The 18,662-nt window shown below is 58.3% G+C and carries 14 protein-coding genes; 6 read left to right on the top strand and 8 right to left on the bottom strand.

Annotation, left to right across the window (positions count from 1 at the left end; translation table 11 throughout):
* Positions 1-83 precede the first annotated feature (83 nt).
* Together B2P82_RS06530 and B2P82_RS06535 are read left to right on the top strand one after the other, a co-directional pair.
* Complete coding sequence (locus B2P82_RS06530; protein WP_206991158.1) at positions 84-1,022, top strand: hypothetical protein; 939 nt, start codon at positions 84-86, stop codon at positions 1,020-1,022.
* A gap of 42 nt (positions 1,023-1,064) precedes the next feature.
* Positions 1,065-1,976, top strand: a complete 912-nt coding sequence (locus B2P82_RS06535) for an MBL fold metallo-hydrolase (protein ID WP_206991157.1) — start codon at positions 1,065-1,067, stop codon at positions 1,974-1,976.
* A gap of 25 nt (positions 1,977-2,001) precedes the next feature.
* On the opposite strand, the gene B2P82_RS06540 is transcribed toward B2P82_RS06535, so the two are convergent.
* The 4 genes from B2P82_RS06540 to cysD all read right to left on the bottom strand — a co-directional run bounded on the left by B2P82_RS06540 (position 2,002) and on the right by cysD (position 7,515).
* A complete protein-coding gene (locus tag B2P82_RS06540) occupies positions 2,002-3,006 on the bottom strand; it encodes an NAD(P)H-dependent glycerol-3-phosphate dehydrogenase (RefSeq protein WP_290495918.1) in 1,005 nt (334 codons plus the stop codon).
* 45 nt (positions 3,007-3,051) lie between these two features.
* Complete coding sequence (locus B2P82_RS06545; protein ID WP_290495920.1) at positions 3,052-4,569, bottom strand: acetyl-CoA acetyltransferase; 1,518 nt, start codon at positions 4,567-4,569, stop codon at positions 3,052-3,054.
* A 133-nt stretch (positions 4,570-4,702) separates the two neighbouring features.
* Positions 4,703-6,613 (bottom strand): sulfate adenylyltransferase subunit CysN, encoded by a 1,911-nt coding sequence (gene cysN / locus B2P82_RS06550; protein WP_290495922.1) that lies wholly within the window; start codon positions 6,611-6,613, stop codon positions 4,703-4,705.
* Complete coding sequence (gene cysD, locus B2P82_RS06555; protein WP_034810883.1) at positions 6,613-7,515, bottom strand: sulfate adenylyltransferase subunit CysD; 903 nt, start codon at positions 7,513-7,515, stop codon at positions 6,613-6,615. Before cysD ends, cysN begins: the two co-directional genes overlap by 1 nt.
* A gap of 249 nt (positions 7,516-7,764) precedes the next feature.
* Here cysD and glmS point away from each other — a divergent pair, with 249 nt between their 5' ends.
* From glmS to B2P82_RS06575, 4 genes are all read left to right on the top strand, one after another.
* Complete coding sequence (glmS, locus tag B2P82_RS06560; protein ID WP_290495924.1) at positions 7,765-9,591, top strand: glutamine--fructose-6-phosphate transaminase (isomerizing); 1,827 nt, start codon at positions 7,765-7,767, stop codon at positions 9,589-9,591.
* Positions 9,592-9,695: 104 nt separating this feature from the next.
* Complete coding sequence (locus B2P82_RS06565; protein ID WP_290479819.1) at positions 9,696-10,622, top strand: hypothetical protein; 927 nt, start codon at positions 9,696-9,698, stop codon at positions 10,620-10,622.
* Positions 10,623-10,726: 104 nt separating this feature from the next.
* Entirely contained in the window at positions 10,727-13,195 is a 2,469-nt protein-coding gene (locus B2P82_RS06570; protein WP_290495926.1) for a S8 family peptidase, read from the top strand.
* The gene (locus B2P82_RS06575) at positions 13,168-13,563 is read left to right on the top strand and encodes a hypothetical protein (protein ID WP_156947777.1); all 396 of its coding nucleotides are present in this window, start codon (positions 13,168-13,170) and stop codon (positions 13,561-13,563) included. The genes B2P82_RS06570 and B2P82_RS06575 overlap by 28 nt, the downstream gene beginning before the upstream one ends.
* Positions 13,564-13,570: 7 nt before the next feature.
* Here B2P82_RS06575 and metK read toward each other — a convergent pair whose 3' ends face one another.
* The 4 genes from metK to B2P82_RS06595 form a co-directional block, all read right to left on the bottom strand.
* A complete protein-coding gene (metK, locus tag B2P82_RS06580) occupies positions 13,571-14,752 on the bottom strand; it encodes a methionine adenosyltransferase (protein WP_290479816.1) in 1,182 nt (393 codons plus the stop codon).
* A gap of 24 nt (positions 14,753-14,776) precedes the next feature.
* Positions 14,777-15,631, bottom strand: coding sequence for a formyltetrahydrofolate deformylase (locus tag B2P82_RS06585; RefSeq protein ID WP_290495928.1), 855 nt, complete (start codon positions 15,629-15,631; stop codon positions 14,777-14,779).
* Positions 15,632-15,646: 15 nt separating this feature from the next.
* Positions 15,647-17,041: an adenosylhomocysteinase gene (gene ahcY, locus B2P82_RS06590; RefSeq protein ID WP_290495930.1), complete on the bottom strand. Its 1,395-nt coding sequence runs from the start codon at positions 17,039-17,041 to the stop codon at positions 15,647-15,649.
* Between the two features lie 105 nt (positions 17,042-17,146).
* Positions 17,147-18,307 carry a DegT/DnrJ/EryC1/StrS family aminotransferase gene (locus B2P82_RS06595; protein WP_290495932.1) on the bottom strand — a complete coding sequence of 387 codons (1,161 nt, stop codon included), beginning with the start codon at positions 18,305-18,307 and terminating at the stop codon, positions 17,147-17,149.
* Between the last annotated feature and the right edge of the window lie 355 nt (positions 18,308-18,662).

The raw sequence follows: 18,662 nt of genomic DNA on the forward strand, positions 1-18,662 counted from the left end.
GTTGTCAGTGATGACCGGTCATGCGAAGGCCAAGACAGGGAGGCGCTGGCCATGAGGCTGTATGCGCAAGAGGAGTGGAATGGATGAGCGATCGTCTGTGGATCACCGATTTCAAATACGATGACGGCGCCATGCTGGTGAAGAAGACCGGGCACCGCGTTCCGCTCACATTTTCGCTCGCGCACGACATCTTCACCTGGTTCTGCTTCTATTTCTTTGCGCAGACATGGCGCACCTGGCGCCGGGTCACCGGACACAAGCGCCCCACGATTGCATTCTATCCTGACAAGCCACGCCCATGGTATTTCATCTGGCCCGTGACACATGTGTCAGGTGCCAAATTGATTGATGACGTCGCGACCGCTGACATTGTCATGCAGTTTGATGACTCCACCGAAACCGACAATACGGTCCCGATGGTTCGTGATGGGGCGAAACTGGTCAATTTCACCTGTGATGATATTTCAAAATCGACCGTCGCAGCCGCTTTCGGTGAGGCTGCGGGATATTCTCTCGCGGTTGACCCTACGACCCATCAGGGCCGCATGGTCGAGAAGTCTGAATTGAATGCCGCGCATGATGGCCGGATTCTGGAAGGTCCGCTGGATACGCCCCTGCCGGGCAAGACCTATCAGCGCCTCGTCGACAATGAGATCGAAGGCGGTCTGGTCGAGGATCTGCGCTGTTGCATCGTGGCCGGCTCACCCGTCATCGTGTTCCGCAAGCGTCGGCCCTTGGAGCGCCGTTTCCTGAACGAGAATGTTCAGGTTTTGCTCGACGAGCCTCGCAATTGCTACACGAGCGATGAAATTGCCGTGATTGAGCGGTTTGCTGCATCGATCGGACTGGACTGGGGCGGCGTTGACGTCCTACGTGACCGTTCATCCGGACGAATCTACATCGTCGATGCAAACAAGACGGATATGGGCCCGCCCGTGGCGCTGAAGCTTGGCGCCAAGCTGAGGGCTACACGTCGCATGGCGCAGGCCTTTGCCGTCGCCTTTGCTTCGAAGAAGCGCTGATCGCTCCGGCAAGCCAGGATCGCTGCAAGAGACTAGAATAATATGGCTATTCCCTACGTTCGCGAAATCGAGTTTGAATACGGCATCGTAGAGCAGGTTTCCCCGCTCATTCGCCGCGTAATCGCGAACAATCCCGGGCCGTTCACCTATGTTGGCACCGGCGTCTACATCATCGGTCATGGCGAAGTGGCTGTCATTGATCCCGGCCCGGAAGATGCTGAGCATTTCGAAGCCCTAAAGCGGGCGCTGGAGGGGGAGACGGTCACCCACGTTCTGGTCACTCATGGCCATTCCGACCATTCCCCCCTGGCGACGCCTTTGGCGCAGTGGGCGGGTTGCAAGACTTACGCGAAAAATTGCGGCGTACCGACCGCCAAGGGCGAGCTTGGCAGTGCAGACGACCTTGGCTTCATGCCGGATGTCAAAGTTGGCGATGGCGACGTGATTTCGGGCCCCGGCTGGACACTCGATGTGATTGAGACGCCGGGTCACACTTGCAACCATCTCTGCTTCGGCTTGCGCGAAGAGAATGCGTGTCTGTCGGGTGATCACATCATGGGCTGGTCCACGACTGTTGTCGCGCCGCCGGATGGGGACATGGGCGATTACATGCGCAGCCTCGACAAGATTCAATCCAGGAAATTCGACACGCTTTGGCCGACCCATGGCGATCCGGTGCGTGGCCGCGAATTCGTCGACCATTTCATCACGGAATACGCCAACCACCGCCGGGCTCGCGAAGCTGCCATTCTTGACCAGCTTCGGGCGGGTCAGTCCTCGATCCCTGAAATGGTCAAGGTGATGTACGCCGAAGTCGACAAGCGCTTGCATCCAGCCGCGGCCATGTCTGTGCTTGGTCATATGATCGAGCTGATCAAGACCGGTGTCGCGGTTTCTCCGGACGACAAACCCACCGTCCGGTCTCATTTCGAACTGGTGAAAACCCCGGTGTGACGGGCTTGATGTCGGTAAACCCGTCCTAGACTGTTTCAACCTTGTTCGGACGCATCAGCAGGCGTTGGATTGCTTCATCGACGCTGATTGCGCCTTCAATCACATCCGCAACTGCATCACAGATCGGCATGTCGACGCCGCGTTCTGCAGCAATCCGTTTCAGAACCGGCGCGGTTGCGACGCCTTCGGTCACGGCGTTTCGCGCGCCCATGATGTCTTCAAGGGGCTCACCTTTGCCCAACGCCAGTCCGCAGCTCATGTTGCGGCTCGTCTCGGAAGAACAGGTCAGGACGAGGTCGCCCAGCCCTGACAGGCCGGAAAGGGTTTCGCGCTCGGCGCCCAGGGCAAGAGCGAGCCGGGTCATTTCCGCGCTGCCGCGGGCAATCAGCGCTGCATGAGCCGAGCGGCCCAGGCCCTTGCCGAGTGCGATACCACACGCAATGGCGAGCACATTCTTCACCGCGCCGCCGATCTCTGCGCCTAACAGATCATGCGCGAGGTAAGGGCGGAAATTCGGGGTCGCAACAGCGGCGATCAGTTCGGCGCCAAGGGTTTCATTTTTGATGGCAAAGGTCACAGCCGTCGGCAGGCCCATGGCCACATCGATGGCGAAGCTCGGCCCGGACATGACAGCCGGAACCGCTTCGGGCAGCTCGTCGGCCAGCACTTGCGTCATGAATTCGCCTGTCTTCAGTTCGATGCCTTTGGAGCAGAGGACAACTGGTGTGCCGGGGCGGATATGCTCTTTCAGCGCCTGCAAGGTTGCCCGTGTGTGCTGGGCAGGGGCGACAGAAAAGAGCGCGTCCATCAGGTGCAGGTCTGCGAGGTCCGATGTCGCCTTGAGCGCGGGGTTCAAAGGTACGCCCGGCAAGAAGACGGTGTTTTCGTGGTGCGTATTGATGGCTTCGGCCACCTCCGCCTCGCGGCACCAGATCAGCACGTCCTGGGCCTCACGGGTCAGCATCTGGGCAATCGCTGTGCCCCATGCGCCGCCGCCAATGACGCCGAATGTCTTGAAATGTTTCGTCATGCGCCGGAGATTGGTCGAAACCGGGGGGCGGGGCAAGCGGCTCGGTCAGATGAAACTGAACGTGCCACGCTCCTTTTCAAGATCCACGCTGACGGCAACCTTGCGGCCGACGGGCGAGGCATCTTCACGTAACGTCGCGAGCGCAGCGGGGGATGCGACGGCAAGTGCGCGGCGCCCATCATCGAGGCGTACGAACGCGATGCCCTTGTTCGGTCCTACCTTGCCATGCGTGACCGTGAAGGTTTCCAGCGTGCCTTCGCAATCCTCGCCACAAAGTGGGACTTGTTCGGTTGGTGTTGCATAGGATTTTGCGGGTGCGAAACGGGTCGGCTTCTGTGTTGAGTAGATCCCGACCGCTTCCTTTGTCATCCAGCCACCATTGGCGAGCACAAGGCCATAGCTGCCGGGATCTGCGCGAAGGGTCGACACCATTTCGGCGATGCCGTGGAGGGAATAATTGTTTCCGGGGCCACCAAAGAAGGGCAGGCCGCCCGTCAGGGTGAGTGGGCGCGGATCATTCTTCCAGTCGATGCCCAACGCGGCGGTCGAGGAGAATACGGCGCACGGAAAGCAGGAATAGAGATCCAGATGCTTGATATCGCCGGGGGGCTTTGCAGCCTGATCCAATGCGCGATCTATGGCGGTTTGCATCGCCCATGAGCCGTCGAGTCTTGGGCGCAGCGAGATCAGATCGTCGGCGGCTTCGCCTGCGCCGTGAAGATAGACACGCTTGTCTTCCGGAATACCCATTGCGTCGGCTTTGGAGCTACTCATCAGGATCGCAGCAGCGCCCTGGTTCACAGCGTCCTGGGCGATGAACCATTTCAGGAAGGGATCAGCATACTCGTAATTCGCCTTGGACGGTGTTGAAAGAAACTCAACCGAGCGTTCCTCCGGGAATTGAGAATATGGGTTCTTTGCGGCAACAACAGAGAAGGGCTGGAACAGTTCGGCCATGGCCTTGCGGTGCTGGCTTCGCGAATGGCCTTCGCGGGCGGCGATGGCGTTTTCGAACAGGCCATAGAAATAAGCTGGCGCGACGATGCCGTGCTTGATTTCTTCACGCGACAGCATCATCGGGCCCATGCCGCGATCTTCGTAATCCGCATCAGCGCTGTCGGCCCAGTCAATTTCCACATTATTCCGGCGCGCGCCCTTTGAGGCCCGATTGGCCTCGGAACCGGAAATCAGCACGCAGTCAGCATCGCCCGCATGGATACGCGCGGCCATCTCATTGACAAGGGCCTGCGGGCTTTGACCGCCAACTGTTTCATAGATCAGCCTGTCGGGTGCAGCGCCAATATCGCGCGCCAGCGTGCCGGGAAGATTGGTGTTATGTCCATGCGGGTGTGGTGCGCCACCGACTGAATCTTCAAAGATGCGAACAACCGCGATCGTGTCGATGGCCTTGGCGAGGTCTGCACCACTGTCAGATAGAGCCGCCTTGGACGCGTCGACCATGAGTGACAGGGGCGACGGCGCACCGTCTGGTCCGCTTGTTCCATCCCACTGGCTGAGGCTTTGTCCCACGCCAACCAGAACCGGCTGATCACCTTTTGCCATGACACGCTCCCTTATCGTTGTGTGGAACGACACCTAGCGTGCGAAATTCGGCAAGGCGAGCCGGTACGTTGGGGAAGGAGGCTATGATCGGCACCGTGCCCGGTCAGGTGGGCGCGGCGCCATCAATACTGGATCACCCGCCGTTCAGCAGACCCTTTTCGCGCATGAAACCAAGGATGACTTCAGCGGCTTCTTCCGGAGAATTGTTCACCGTGTCGATGCGCAGTTCAGGCGCCTGAGGTGGCTCGTACGGACTATCGATGCCGGTGAAGTTCTTGATCTCTCCAGCGCGGGCTTTCTTGTAGAGGCCCTTCACGTCCCGGTCCTCTGCGACGCTGAGTGGTGTGTCGACATAGACTTCAATAAACTCGCCATCAGCCATCAGATTGCGCGCCATTTGACGCTCAGACCGGAACGGCGAGATGAACGAGACCAGTGTGATCAATCCGGCGTCGGACATCAGGCGTGCGACATTGGCGACGCGGCGAATATTCTCGACGCGGTCAGCATCGGTAAATCCGAGATCGCGGTTCAGGCCGTGACGGACATTGTCCCCGTCCAGCGTGAAAGTGTGCTTGCCTTGGGCAAACAACAGTTTCTGCAGGGCGTTGGCGATGGTCGACTTGCCGGATCCTGACAGGCCGGTAAACCAGAGCACGGCTGGCTTCTGGCCTTTCTGCTCCGCCAAGGCAGACCGATCAACATCCATGGCTTGCCAGTGAATGTTTGAGGCGCGGCGGAGTGCGAAATCGACGAGGCCGAGCCCAACCGTGTCATTCGTCATGCGGTCGATCAGAATGAAGCCACCCATCTCACGATTGACATCATACGGATCATAAGGAATGGCTTGGTCAAGCGACAGGGTTGTAACGCCAATCTGGTTAAGCTCCAGCGTCTTCGCAGGAACATCGTTCAGTGTGTTGACATCAATGCCATATTTCGGCGCATTGACCGTGGCCGCGACAGTCTTCGCTCCCATCTTCAGCAGGTAGCGGCGACCGGGCAGAAGTGGCGTTTCGCTCATCCAAAGCAGGCGAGCCTGGAATTGGTCAGACACTTCGGACGGGTCTTCGGCTGAAACGAGAACGTCGCCGCGCGAACAGTCGATTTCGTCATCCAGTGTGATCGTAACGGATTGTCCGGCGATTGCCTGCTCAAGGTCACCCGTCGCCGTGACAATTCTCTGGACGGTCGACTGCTTCCCGGACGGCATGGATTTGACGCGGTCACCAGGTTGGATCGAGCCCGCAGCAATCTGTCCGGAGAAACCCCGGAAGTCGAGGTTGGGTCGATTGACCCATTGGACAGGCATACGGAAAGGCGTGTTCAGGCGGCGATCGCCAACCGGCACGGTCTCCAGATAATCCATCAGGCTGGGGCCATCATACCAGTCTGTTTCATTCGATTTGCTTGTAATATTCACGCCCTCGAGGGCAGACATCGGGATTGGCTGGATTTCCAAATCCGTCGCCAACTCGTCTGCGAAGGCGTAGAAATCGTCTACGATGTCGTCATAGGCCTGTTGGCTGTAATTGATCAGGTCCATTTTGTTGATGGCCAGCACGACTTTGCGAATGCCCAGCAGGGATGTGATGAAGCTGTGGCGCCGTGTTTGCGTCAAGATGCCCTTGCGCGCATCCACCATCAGGATGGCGACATCTGCGGTTGATGCGCCGGTCGCCATATTGCGCGTATACTGCTCATGTCCTGGCGTATCGGCGACGATGAACTTGCGCTTGTCGGTGGCGAAAAAGCGATAGGCCACGTCGATCGTGATGCCTTGCTCCCGTTCAGCGGTCAGTCCGTCAACGAGCAGGGCAAAGTCGATATTCTCGCCCTGAGTTCCGACTTTCTTGGAGTCGCTTTCGAGGGAGGCCAGCTGGTCCTCGAAGATCATCTTTGCGTCATAGAGCAGGCGGCCGATCAGCGTCGACTTGCCATCATCCACGGATCCACAGGTGATGAAGCGAAGCAGGGATTTATGCTCATGCTTCTCCAGATAGGCGGCGATATCTGATTCAATCAGGTCGTCATTGAGGCGCATCAGAAATAGCCTTCCTGTTTTTTCTTTTCCATGGATCCGGACTGGTCGGCGTCGATAACGCGGCCCTGGCGTTCGGATGTGGTGGTCAGGAGCATTTCCTGGATGATGTCTTCGAGGGTTGCGGCTGTGCTTTCGACCGCGCCGGTCAGCGGGTAGCAGCCAAGTGTACGGAAGCGGACGGATTTGGTGACCGCCGTGCTGCGCAATTCTTCCGGCATTCGGTCATCATCAACCATGATGTCCACACCATTCCAGTTCACGACGGGACGCGGGGCAGCAAAGTAGAGCGGGACAATCTCGATGTTTTCGCGGCGTATATACTGCCAGATGTCCAGTTCGGTCCAGTTGGACAGCGGGAAGACTCGAACGCTTTCGCCCTGATTGATGCGGGTATTGTAAACGTTCCACGGCTCTGGCCGCTGGCGTTTCGGGTCCCACCGGTGCTCGGCTGAGCGAAAGGAGAAAATGCGTTCCTTGGCGCGGGATTTTTCTTCGTCGCGTCGGGCACCGCCAAAGGCTGCATCGAACTTGTACTTGTCGAGCGCCTGTTTCAGGGCGAGCGTTTTCATCACATCTGTGTGCACAGCTGATCCGTGGCTGAACGGTCCGACGCCATCGCGGACGCCATCTTCGTTCACATGTACCAGAAGATCGAAGCCCAGCTCCTTGGCTTTCCGGTCGCGGAACTCAATCATTTCCCGGAATTTCCAGGTTGTATCGACGTGCATCAGCGGGAAGGGAGGGCGCGAAGGATAGAACGCCTTCATCGCAAGATGCAGCATCACCGCCGAATCCTTCCCAACGGAATAGAGCATGACCGGATTTTCGCACTCGGCGGCCACTTCGCGGATGATGTGCAGGCTTTCAGCCTCCAGCCTGTCGAGGTGGGTGAGGTTTTTCAAAACGCGTACAGTCCTTCAAGCATCATCGGTATATGTAAGTTCTTGATATCCCAGATATAGCGGGCTTGCGTGGGCGATAGACCCGAATGTGTGTGACATCCATAATTTGATCGTTCAGCAGAGCTAAAGCATGCAATATGCCCGCCATGAGACGGTTTTGCCCGTCTGTTGTCGCATTCCTACACAAAGTGTCATTATCCTGGCGGATTCAGGCGGTCTAAATACGCTTTACCCGAATGGAGGTAGAGTATGTGCGGAATTGTTGCGATCACAGGTACGGAAACCGTTGCCGGGCGTCTCGTCGATGGCCTGAAGCGTTTGGAGTATCGTGGCTATGACAGCGCCGGCATAGCTGTGCTGGCCGGAGATGCGATTGAGCGGCGCCGCGCCAAGGGCAAGATCGTCAATCTGGAAGCCCTTATGGATGACGCACCGGTAGATGGCCCGACTGGCATCGCCCATACGCGCTGGGCCACGCATGGTAAGCCGAACGAGACCAACGCTCATCCCCACATGTCGGGCAAGGTCGCGATTGTGCACAATGGCATCATCGAAAACTTCCGCGAGCTGCGTGAAGATCTGCAGGCTCGCGGACGGACATTCGAATCCGAGACGGACAGTGAAGTCATCGCACAGCTGATCGATCAGAACATGGCCGAAGGCATGGACGCGGTTGATGCATTCGAGGCCGCACTCAAGAAACTATCGGGCGCTTTCGCCATCGCTGCCATCTTTTCCGGCAAGACGGACTTGCTGATGGGTGCGCGCAAGGGCAGCCCGCTGGTGCTCGGATACGGGCAGGGCGAAATGTTTCTTGGCTCAGACGCCATCGCGCTGGCGCCTCTCACGCGCGACGTGACGTATCTGGAGGAAGGCGATTGGGTCGTCTTGACGCCCACCAGCCATGATGTGCGCAACGCAAATGGTGACCGCGTAAACCGTCCCCGCGTGAAATCCGCTGTGAACGAAGGCCTGATTGAGCGTGGTGAGTATGATCATTTCATGCTGAAGGAAATTCACGAACAACCGGAATCTCTCGCGCGCTCGATCCTGCCCTATATCGACCAGGCAACGCAGACGCTCAATCTGAGCGACGTGGCCGATACGATGTTCGCCAAGGCTGATCGGGCTGTGGCGATTGCCTGTGGCACAGCGTATTATGCCGCCCATACAGCGAAATACTGGTTTGAACAGAAAGCCAAACTGGCGTTCGAGACCGATATCGCGTCTGAATTCCGCTATCGTGAACCTGTGCTGCCTCGGACCGGTCCAGCAATGTTTGTCAGCCAATCCGGAGAGACAGCAGATACATTGGCGGCCCTGCGGTACTGTCGTCAGAACGGCACGCCAGCCGTGGCCGTGGTGAACGTGCCGGAAAGCTCGATTGCCCGTGAAGCGGCCGCGATCGTGCCAACCTATGCCGGGCCAGAGATTGGCGTAGCCTCCACGAAGGCTTTCACCGCGCAATTGTCTGTTCTGGCTGTGCTCGCCCTTAATGCGGCCAAGGCTCGGGGGCATCTTTTGCCTGGTGATGAGGTAATGGCGGTCAAAAGTCTGATGGCGTTGCCACGCAAGGTGACCCAGGCACTTGAGGCACAAGATGATATTCGCGAGATCGCAAAGACGTTGGCCCCTTGCCGGGATGTCTTGTTTCTTGGGCGGGGGCGGTACTTTCCACTGGCGCTGGAAGGCGCACTCAAGCTGAAGGAAGTGTCCTATATTCACGCCGAAGGCTACGCTGCCGGCGAGTTGAAGCATGGCCCCATCGCGCTGATCGAAAAAGACCTTCCGGTCGTTGTGATCGCGCCAAAAGACGATCTGTTCGAGAAGACCATTTCAAATGTCGAGGAAATCCGCGCACGTGGCGCGCGTGTCATCCTCATTTCGGATAAAGCCGGCATCAAAGCTGCCGGTAACCGGGCTGATCATGTGATTTGCTTGCCGGATGGTGATGATATCAGCCTGCCAGTGCTGGCCGCCGTGCCGTTGCAATTGCTGGCCTATCATGTGGCTGTTGCCAAAGGGACTGATGTCGACCAGCCACGCAACCTCGCCAAGTCAGTGACCGTTGAGTGATGAGACGCGCCTGATCGTATCAAATGCGGATCGTGACCACCTGACCTTGCTGGACAGCGTCTTCCTGGCCTGCCTTACTCATGCAGAATGTGGGAGATTCGTGCGTGCCGACCTATGATTTGAAAGAAATTGAAGCCCGGATCGAGACGGTCCTGGCGGAGAAGGGACCCCGGCTCGGCAAAGAGCTGGCTGACGATCTTTATGGCGTTCCACATCTGGCCTTGTGGCAAGCCTGCTATCAGAGCCGCAAGCTGCACGTGTCCCATTTCGCCAGCTACTATTTGCGATTTGATATCACGCGCGACGATCAGGTGCGGCTGAGCCCTTCGATCCTGCGAGATTTCCTGTCCTTCACCTTGTTCGGCTTGCCGGGCCAGCGCGACAAGATGATCGAGCGGCAGGGCACCCTGTCGAACATGCATCGGGAGATCAGCCGCGAAAAGCTGTCGGTGGCCCAAGCCGTGATGAAGCAGGTATTCGTCACTCTGGGACGCGACATTCGCAGCCAACTCTGCGCATTTATCGCGGGCGATCTCGCCTACTATCTCGCGCACAATGAGCCACGGGAACACGTCGCGAGCGGGGAGATGGTGAAGGGCTCGGATATCGATATCATCATCATTCTCAGTGAATCCCTGCCGGAAGATGTGCAGGCCCGGATCGACACGGAGATGACCGCGCTGAAGAATTTCTACTTGCGTCATCCAGAGCACCGGCACGAGATTGATTTCATCTGCAAGCGCAAATCGGTGATGGAGCGGCAATTCCAGTATTCTGACATCCATGACAAAATCGCCAGCAAGATTGCCTATGAGTCCATGTTTCTCGGCGGATCGCTGACGCTGTATATGGAAGTGCGCGATGCGATGGTTCGGACCGGTGTTGACCGCATGATCGAGGGTGATTTCGATCACGCGCTCAAGGATCGCAAAAACGCCATGCACAAATTGCTGGAAGCGCACAATGACACAATTGATGAGGAGACGCGCTCGCTGTTCTACTTCTCGCAAGAACGTGTCGAATTTTCCTGACAAGCTGAGCGAAGTGTTTGCCCCTTGGTTATCTTTGGGGTGGAATATTGCTTGGAAGGCACCGGCCGCAGGACGAGTTGGATGCCGCTATGGGAGGAATCTTCATGATCCGGTATCGCAACATAAAATCGGTGAAGCCCATTCCGCGGTCCATGCTGGCGGCTGCCATGCTGGGTGCGTCGGCCATTGTGCTGGGGGCCTGCGCAGGCGGCGGAGGAGGCGGCGGCAGCTCCGCTGTCACGCCGATGCCCCCTCCACCGCCGCCGCCTCCACCGCCGCCGCCCTCGAATCCGTTTCCTGACACGATCGCAGAGCGGGAACAGTTCGAAACGCGCGAGTACAATGCCACAGTAGGCCTGCCCATTATCGGTGCGTCAGCAGCCTATGCACTTGGCGCGACAGGCCAGGGTCAGACTGTGGCGGTCATCGATACGGGGACTGATTCTGATCATCCCGATCTCCAAGGGGCTGTTGTGCAGATGTTCGATGTCTGTGCGGACACTGCCTGTGCTGGCTTCAACGCTGCTGGAGACCGGGTCACCATCACTCGTCAGGATGGCGATATCGACACCGAAGGCCACGGCACACTGGTTACGGGCGTCATCGCTGCGCGTCGGCAGGACGATTTCAGCAGCGTGTTGGACGATAACACGCCGAACGGCATTCAAGGTGCCGCGTATGAGGCTTCCATAATCGATATTCGGGCTGACTCGCCCGGCAGCTGTGCGCGCACCGGGGAAGATGAAGGTTGCGTCTACAACGACGATACGCTGGTCCGTGCGATCGAATACGCCGTGGCTCAGGGTGCTTCGATCATCAACATGTCTCTCGGTGGCGAGATCGACAATGATCCGCGACTGGAGAACGCCGTCCGCGCTGCGGCCGCGGCGGGTGTGCTGGTCGTCATCTCTTCCGGCAATGAAGCTGAACCGGCAGGGACAGATGAAGATGGCAATGACACCGAGGCGGTCGGGGAACGCCCAACCGAGCCTGCGTACATCGCAGGTGAAACATCTTCACTCGGGCGGGTTGTCGCCGTGGGCGCGGTCGACCCGAATGGCATTCTGTCGGACTTCTCGAACAGGGCAGGCAGTGCGGCGCAGAACTTCTACCTGCTCGCACCCGGTGAGGACGTAATCTCGACTGGCCCGGACGATGATGTTGCATTCCCGGGCGACCCGACGAATGATGCCGACAGTGATGGAGACTATTATCGCATTTCGGGGACGTCATTTGCAGCCCCCTATGTTGCCGGCGCATTGGCGCTCTTGCTGGACGCGTTCCCGAACTTGCAGTCCCAACCTGAAGTCGCTCTCCAGATCCTGCTGGATACCGCGACAGACTATGTAGACACATCACCCGACCTGATCACGGGTGAGGTCGCGGGTGCTGGTACTGACAGCGTTTCCGGTGTGGGCCTCTTGAACCTCGAAGAAGCATTCCGCCCACAAGGCCAGCAGAATCTGGACTTCGGTCTCGAGAAAGTCAGCTTTACCGACGCGCTAGCGCCCAGCGGTGGCGCGTTTGGGGATTGGGCCACCAATTCCGGCGCGTTCAACAGCCTCGTCTTTCAGGACCAGTACCAACGCGGTTTCCGCCTGAATGCCGATGCCATTGCTGCGACCCTGCCGTCAGATGTGCTCGGCTCACGCCTGGTGAATTTTGAAACCCGCGCTGATTGGGCGGCGGGCGAATCCTATGCCGTTAATGCTGGAAACATGTCGTTCAGCTGGTCCCAAGCGCGGTTGCAGGATGATCCGACCGCCCCTTATCAGGAAGACCCGCAATCAACATTCCAGATGCGCTACAGTTTCGGCGAGAGCCAGGTGGAATTGGGACGAGGTGGATCATTGACGCATCTGGCGCCAGATATCTCCCTGCTCAACGAACCCGGTGTCGGGAACGCTTTTTCGACCGGCGGCGCATGGGCGAAATTCAGTCATGCCGTGACGGATGACCTCGTCATGGACATATTCTCTGCCGAGCAGGGCGGTCGCAGTCAGTCCGGCTTCATGTTCGGCCGCGATGCCCAGGATTGGTCAGTTCGTGCGGGCGCATCCTTCATTTCGGATGAAGATACGGCGCTCGGTGGAACACTGCAGGAGCGCTTCGGCGCGCAAGACCAGACCGAGATGACGGCATATTCGCTGGAGGGAGCATGGTTCGTAGGTTCCGACTGGGTCCTGTCTTCAGGAATGGAAATGGCGAGCGTCGACCTGCCAGGTGTTGATGTGGAAGGCATCTGGACGAGCCGCTGGTCGGTGGGCGCAGACCGATCACTGGGTGAGGGGCGGTTGCACTTCATCATGGCTCAGCCGCGGCGAGCCGAGACAGGTTTCTTGAACCTCGATGCGCCGATTGGTGTGGATATGAACAGTCAATTGATCCGGGATCTGGTGCAGGCTGAATTGACCCCCAGCGGTCGGCAAATCGATTTTGAAACGCGCTACACATTCGGACTGACCGACACATGGTCTGGCGAGGCCGCAGCTGTGGTCTCCACGTCGCCCAACCATATCAGCGGTGCCGAAGACCAGGAGGCGCTGTGGATGCGGCTGTCGACCCCATGGTAGGCCGCAGGTCATTGCTGGCAGTCGCGAGTGGGTTCATCCTGACCGGATGCGCCTGGTTGCCGTTTGGCGAAACCGCGTGCCCGGAAATCACGGACACGTCGGCATGGATCAATCGTATGCCGGGCCCGGGTCAGTCCGGGGGCAAATTGCACGTTGTTGTCCGTGTTGCGGATGAGCAGTCCTGGCGGCTTGGCTCTGTTCCGACTGAGGATGAGGGCTTGCTGATCCTCAACCTCACGGAAGGTGGGCCGTCCGTTCCCGGAACGGCAGCTTACCAGCAGTCGCGGAAGCCATTGCCCCAGCGAGTCAAAATAGAATGCCACGGCAAGACTGTGGCATTCATTGACAAAATCACTGTCGCGTATTGAGGCGGCGCTAATTCGCGAGGCGCTTCAATTCATCTACAAGGTCTGTCTTTTCCCAGCTGAACCCACCATTTTCGGTCGGGGTCCGGCCGAAATGCCCGTAGGCCGCGGACGGGCCGTAGATCGCCTGATTCAGCTTGAGGTGCGTGCGAATGCCTTTGGGCGACAGGTCGAACAATTCGCGCAGCGCCGCGGCGATACGGTCCTCGTCTGCATTGCCCGTATCATGCGTGTCCACATAGATTGAGAGCGGCTGCGCCACACCGATCGCATAGCTGACCTGAATGGTACAGCGATCAGCGAGGCCAGCGGCCACAATGTTCTTGGCAAGGTAGCGCGTGGCGTACGCGGCCGACCGGTCCACTTTGGACGGGTCCTTGCCGGAGAATGCACCGCCGCCATGGGGCGCAGCGCCACCATACGTGTCAACAATGATCTTGCGGCCGGTCAGGCCGGCGTCGCCATCAGGTCCGCCAATGACAAAGCGTCCGGTGGGGTTCACGAAAAACTTGTCTTCGTCTGGAAACCAACCATCGGGAAGGATGTCTTTGATCACGGGGCGGACGATTTCACGCAATTGTTCCAGCGTGGCGCTATCCTTGTGCTGATGGGATACGACAAGCGCGTTTACACCGACAGGCTTTGACCCTTCATACTGCAGCGTAACCTGGCTTTTTGCATCAGGCTCGAGCTCGGGGTGTGTGCCATCATGGCGAAGTTGCGCAAGGCGCTGAAGGATCTGGTGCGAATAGACCAGTGTGGCTGGCATCAGTTCCGGGGTCTCGTTCGTGGCATAGCCAAACATGATGCCCTGGTCGCCTGCACCTTCCTCAGCATAGAGGCCTTGTCCAGCTTCGACACCTTGCGCGATCTCAACCGACTGGCCGTGGACGTGATTGGCGATTTCCATGTTTTCCCAATGGAAGCCGTCCTGCTCATAGCCGATCCGTTTGACCACATCGCGCGCCGCCTGGTTCATTTCGTCATGCGTGATGACCGCGCCGTTATTGGTGCGCACTTCACCGGCAAGGACGACACGATTGGTCGTCGTAAGGGTCTCGACGGCGACTTTCGCTGTTGGATCGCGCGACAGGAACAGGTCGACAATTGCGTCTGAAATCTGGTCAGCCACCTTGTCCGGATGGCCTTCGGAAACGCTCTCGCTGGTAAATTCGTGGCTGGCAAGTTTCATGTCTGGCTCTCTATCAGTGTTCTTTTACCGGGCAAAAACGACCGTCTTTCCGGAATTTATGAAGATGCGGTGCTCTGCATGAGCCTTGACCGCGCGAAGCAGGGCGTTGCCCTCCAGATGCCGTCCGCTCTCGATCATGTCAGCCGGGCTGAACGTATGGTCGATGGCTTCGGTGAGCTGGGTAATGATTGGCCCTTCATCCAGATCGGCTGTCACATAGTGCGCCGTCGCGCCGATCATTTTCACGCCGCGGGCATGGGCCTGATGATAGGGGCGTGCGCCCTTGAATCCCGGCAGGAAGGAGTGATGGATATTGATGCACCGCTTTTCGAGACGACGGCAGGCTTCATCACTCAGTACCTGCATATATCTGGCGAGTACGACGAGATCAGCTTGCGTGTCTTCAACGATGTTGAACAGTCGAGCCTCAGCGTCCGGTTTTGTTTCCTTTGTTACCGGAACATGGAACCAGGGTAAGCCCCAATGGGAAAAATCATCCTTGAGCGTCTCATTATTGGAGACGATGCCGACGACATCAATTGGCAACTCACCCCGCCGCGCCGCGTAGAGGAGCGTGTTTGCGCAATGCTCTGATTTCGACACCATCAACAGTGTCCGTACGGCCTCACCTTCGGGATGGACTGACCAGTCCGCACCCAACTCGTGAGCCATTTCCGCCAAATCATCTTCAAGTCCAGCCGGCAGGGCGTCGGTCGTCCCGTGGAAGACCAGTCGTGCAAAGAAGCGGCTGGTTTCCGTATCCCCAAATGTACGCGACGCGGCGATGAAGCAATCATGACGCTCCATCAGTTTTGCCAGCCCTGCGACCAGTCCAACGCGGTCGGGGCAGGCAAATTTGAGGATATAGGGACGTGCCACGGAAGAAGGTTTCCCCTAGTAGCGGTAGTGTTCAGGCTTGAACGGACCGGTCGTCTGAACGCCGATATAGTCAGCCTGTTCGCCGGAAAGCTCTGTCAGCTGAACGCCAAGCTTTTCGAGATGAAGCAGGGCGACTTTCTCGTCGAGGTGCTTGGGCAGCGTATAGACCTTGTTCTCATACTGCTCGCCGCGCACATGCAGTTCGATCTGCGCCAGCGTCTGGTTGGTGAAGGATGCCGACATCACGAAGGAAGGGTGACCCGTGGCATTGCCGAGGTTCACGAGGCGGCCTTCAGACAGCAGGATGATCCGCTTGCCATCCGGGAAGGTAATCATGTCCACTTGCGGCTTGATGTTTGTCCATTCGAAATTGCGCAGGCCTTCGACCTGAATTTCATTGTCGAAATGTCCGATATTGCAGACGATGGCCATATCCTTCATCGCGCGCATATGGTCGACGGTCAGGATATCCTTGTTGCCAGTCGCGGTGACAAAGATGTCGAATTTCGGTGCGGCTTCATCGACCGTCAGGACTTCATAGCCGTCCATCGCGGCCTGAAGGGCGCAGATCGGGTCAACTTCGGAAACGGCAACGCGCGCGCCGGAACCGGACAGTGACGCAGCCGAGCCTTTGCCAACATCGCCATAACCGGCGACGAAGGCTTTCTTGCCAGCCATCATCACATCCGTGCCGCGACGGATCGCGTCGACCAGAGATTCCTTACAGCCATACTTGTTGTCGAACTTCGACTTGGTGACGGAGTCGTTCACATTGATGGCGGGGAAGGGCAGCTCACCCTTCTTCTCAAGCTGGTAGAGACGGTTCACGCCGGTCGTCGTTTCTTCCGACACGCCGCGGATCGCTGCCTTGGTCTTGGCGAACCAGCCCGGCGAAGCGGCGAGACGCTTCTTGATCTGCGCGAAGAGGAATTTCTCTTCTTCCGAGCCCGGCTTCTCTAGGAAGGCCGGATCGGATTCGGCACGCTCGCCGAGGATCAGATACATGGTTGCGTCGCCGCCATCATCCAGGATCAGATTGGCGCCGGTGCCATCATGCCAGTGGAACATGCGGTCGGTGAATTCCCAATACTCTTCCAGCGTTTCGCCCTTATAGGCGAAGACCGGCGTGCCATTCGCCGCAACCGCCGCAGCGGCATGGTCCTGCGTCGAATAGATGTTGCAGGACACCCATTGAACGTCGGCGCCAAGCGCTTCGAGGGTCTGGATCAGGACGGCCGTCTGAATGGTCATGTGCAGCGAGCCGGCGATCTTCGCGCCTTTCAGCGGCTGCGACGGGCCAAACTCTTCGCGCGCGGCCATCAGACCCGGCATTTCTGTCTCGGCGATGGCAATTTCCTTGCGACCATACTCGGCGAGGGAAATATCGGCGACGCGGTAGTTTTCAGCCATATCAATGATCCTTTATATGTTTGTATCGCGGCTAACATGGCGCACATCAAAAGGCAACGCGCGAAGTGCGCGTTACCCGTACTGAGTTCTGATTTCGCGGACGGCTTATTCGTTGAAAGCCCTGATCGCGTCGACGATGCGTGTCTGGTCCGCCTCTTCCAGATAGGGGTGCATCGGCAGCGCAATCACGTGTTTGCTCGCTGCTTCCGTGACGGGCAGCGTGCCGTCCGCGGGTTTGAAGCGGGCGCAGAAATCCTGCTCGTGGATCGGCACCGGATAGTAGACGGCGGTGGGGATCCCCTGCGCCGAGAGATGCGCCTGAAGGCCGTCGCGGTTTTCATGCTCGATGACATATTGCGCCCAGACACTCTTGCCGCCCTCAATGACGCTCGGCACGCGTTTGACATGGCCGGTCAGGCCCGCGGCATAGCGATCTGCCACGATCTGGCGTTTCTCGATCTCGTCAGCGAAGATTTTCAGTTTCTCCAGCAGGACTGCGGCCTGGATCGTGTCGAGGCGGGAGTTCATGCCGACGCGCAGGGAGAGGTATTTCGGGTCATGATGGAAATTGCGCTCGGCCGCATCGGTCGGGGTGACCTTGCCATAGACGCGCAGGGATTCGATCCGCTCGGCGAGTTTGGCGTCATTCGTGATGATCGCGCCGCCATCGCCGTAACAGCCCAGCGGCTTGGCAGGGAAGAAGCTGGTCGTGGCAATATCGGCCCAGTCGGACGGGTGCTTGCCGTTCAGCGTACAGCCATAGCCCTGCGCCGTGTCAGCGATCAGTTTCAGGCCGAACTCGTCGCAGATTGCCTTGATTTCGGGATAGTTGGCGGGCTGCCCGAACAGGTCGACGGCGATCACGACTTTCGGCGTCAGCTTGCCCTCGGCTTTCACGGCCTCAATCTGCTTGCGCAGATGTGCCGGGTCCATGTTGTAGGTCTCTGGCAGAATGTCGACGAAGACCGGCGCAGCACCAAGCCAAGGCACGACTTGAGCCGTCGCGACGAAGGTGAAGGATGGGCAGAAAACGGCGTCGCCGGGCTTCAGTTCCCACGCCATCAGCGCGAGCGCGAGGGCGTCTGTGCCATTGGCGCAGCTGACGGAATGCGCAGCGCCACACCAGGCCGCAAGCTGGTTTTCCAACTCGGAGACTTCGGGGCCAAGGACGTATCGCCCGCTTTCCACCACGCCCTGAATGGCCGTATTGATTTCGGCTTCGATGCGCTTGCGCTGTGCTTGAAGGTCAATGAAGGGGATGGACACGAGGAACCTGCCTGTTCTGCGATCTGATGCTGGCCGAATACGATCAACCCATAATGGGTGCAAGTCACGAGCGGTTACAGACTAATTCTGCGAATGTTTTCACACTCATGCCTGCGGGGAGTCGCAGCATGAGGGATTGTGAACGAATGCGACTGAATAATGTGCCGATTGGTTGCTGTGACAGCGGACTTGGTGTAGCCCGGAAGGCGGGCCGGGGCGACCATGACAGGGGCGTAATGTCTGGAATTGAACGACTGGCAAAAGCCGACAGGGCGCCGTTTTTTTTTCTCGGTTGCGGGCATGTCGGGAAGTTTGCTCTGATACGGAGTCGCAACCCAATCCCTTTTTGCGAAAT

Source organism: Hyphomonas sp. UBA4494, assembly GCF_002388935.1.
Lineage (GTDB): Bacteria > Pseudomonadota > Alphaproteobacteria > Caulobacterales > Hyphomonadaceae > Hyphomonas.

Coding starts and splice junctions, on each gene's coding strand:
- B2P82_RS06530 (WP_206991158.1), top strand. CDS start 84: ATGAGCGATCGTCTGTGGATCACCGATTTCAAATACGATGACGGCGCC.
- B2P82_RS06535 (WP_206991157.1), top strand. CDS start 1,065: ATGGCTATTCCCTACGTTCGCGAAATCGAGTTTGAATACGGCATCGTA.
- B2P82_RS06540 (WP_290495918.1), bottom strand. CDS start 3,006: ATGACGAAACATTTCAAGACATTCGGCGTCATTGGCGGCGGCGCATGG.
- B2P82_RS06545 (WP_290495920.1), bottom strand. CDS start 4,569: ATGGCAAAAGGTGATCAGCCGGTTCTGGTTGGCGTGGGACAAAGCCTC.
- cysN (WP_290495922.1), bottom strand. CDS start 6,613: ATGCGCCTCAATGACGACCTGATTGAATCAGATATCGCCGCCTATCTG.
- glmS (WP_290495924.1), top strand. CDS start 7,765: ATGTGCGGAATTGTTGCGATCACAGGTACGGAAACCGTTGCCGGGCGT.
- B2P82_RS06570 (WP_290495926.1), top strand. CDS start 10,727: ATGATCCGGTATCGCAACATAAAATCGGTGAAGCCCATTCCGCGGTCC.
- metK (WP_290479816.1), bottom strand. CDS start 14,752: ATGAAACTTGCCAGCCACGAATTTACCAGCGAGAGCGTTTCCGAAGGC.
- ahcY (WP_290495930.1), bottom strand. CDS start 17,041: ATGGCTGAAAACTACCGCGTCGCCGATATTTCCCTCGCCGAGTATGGT.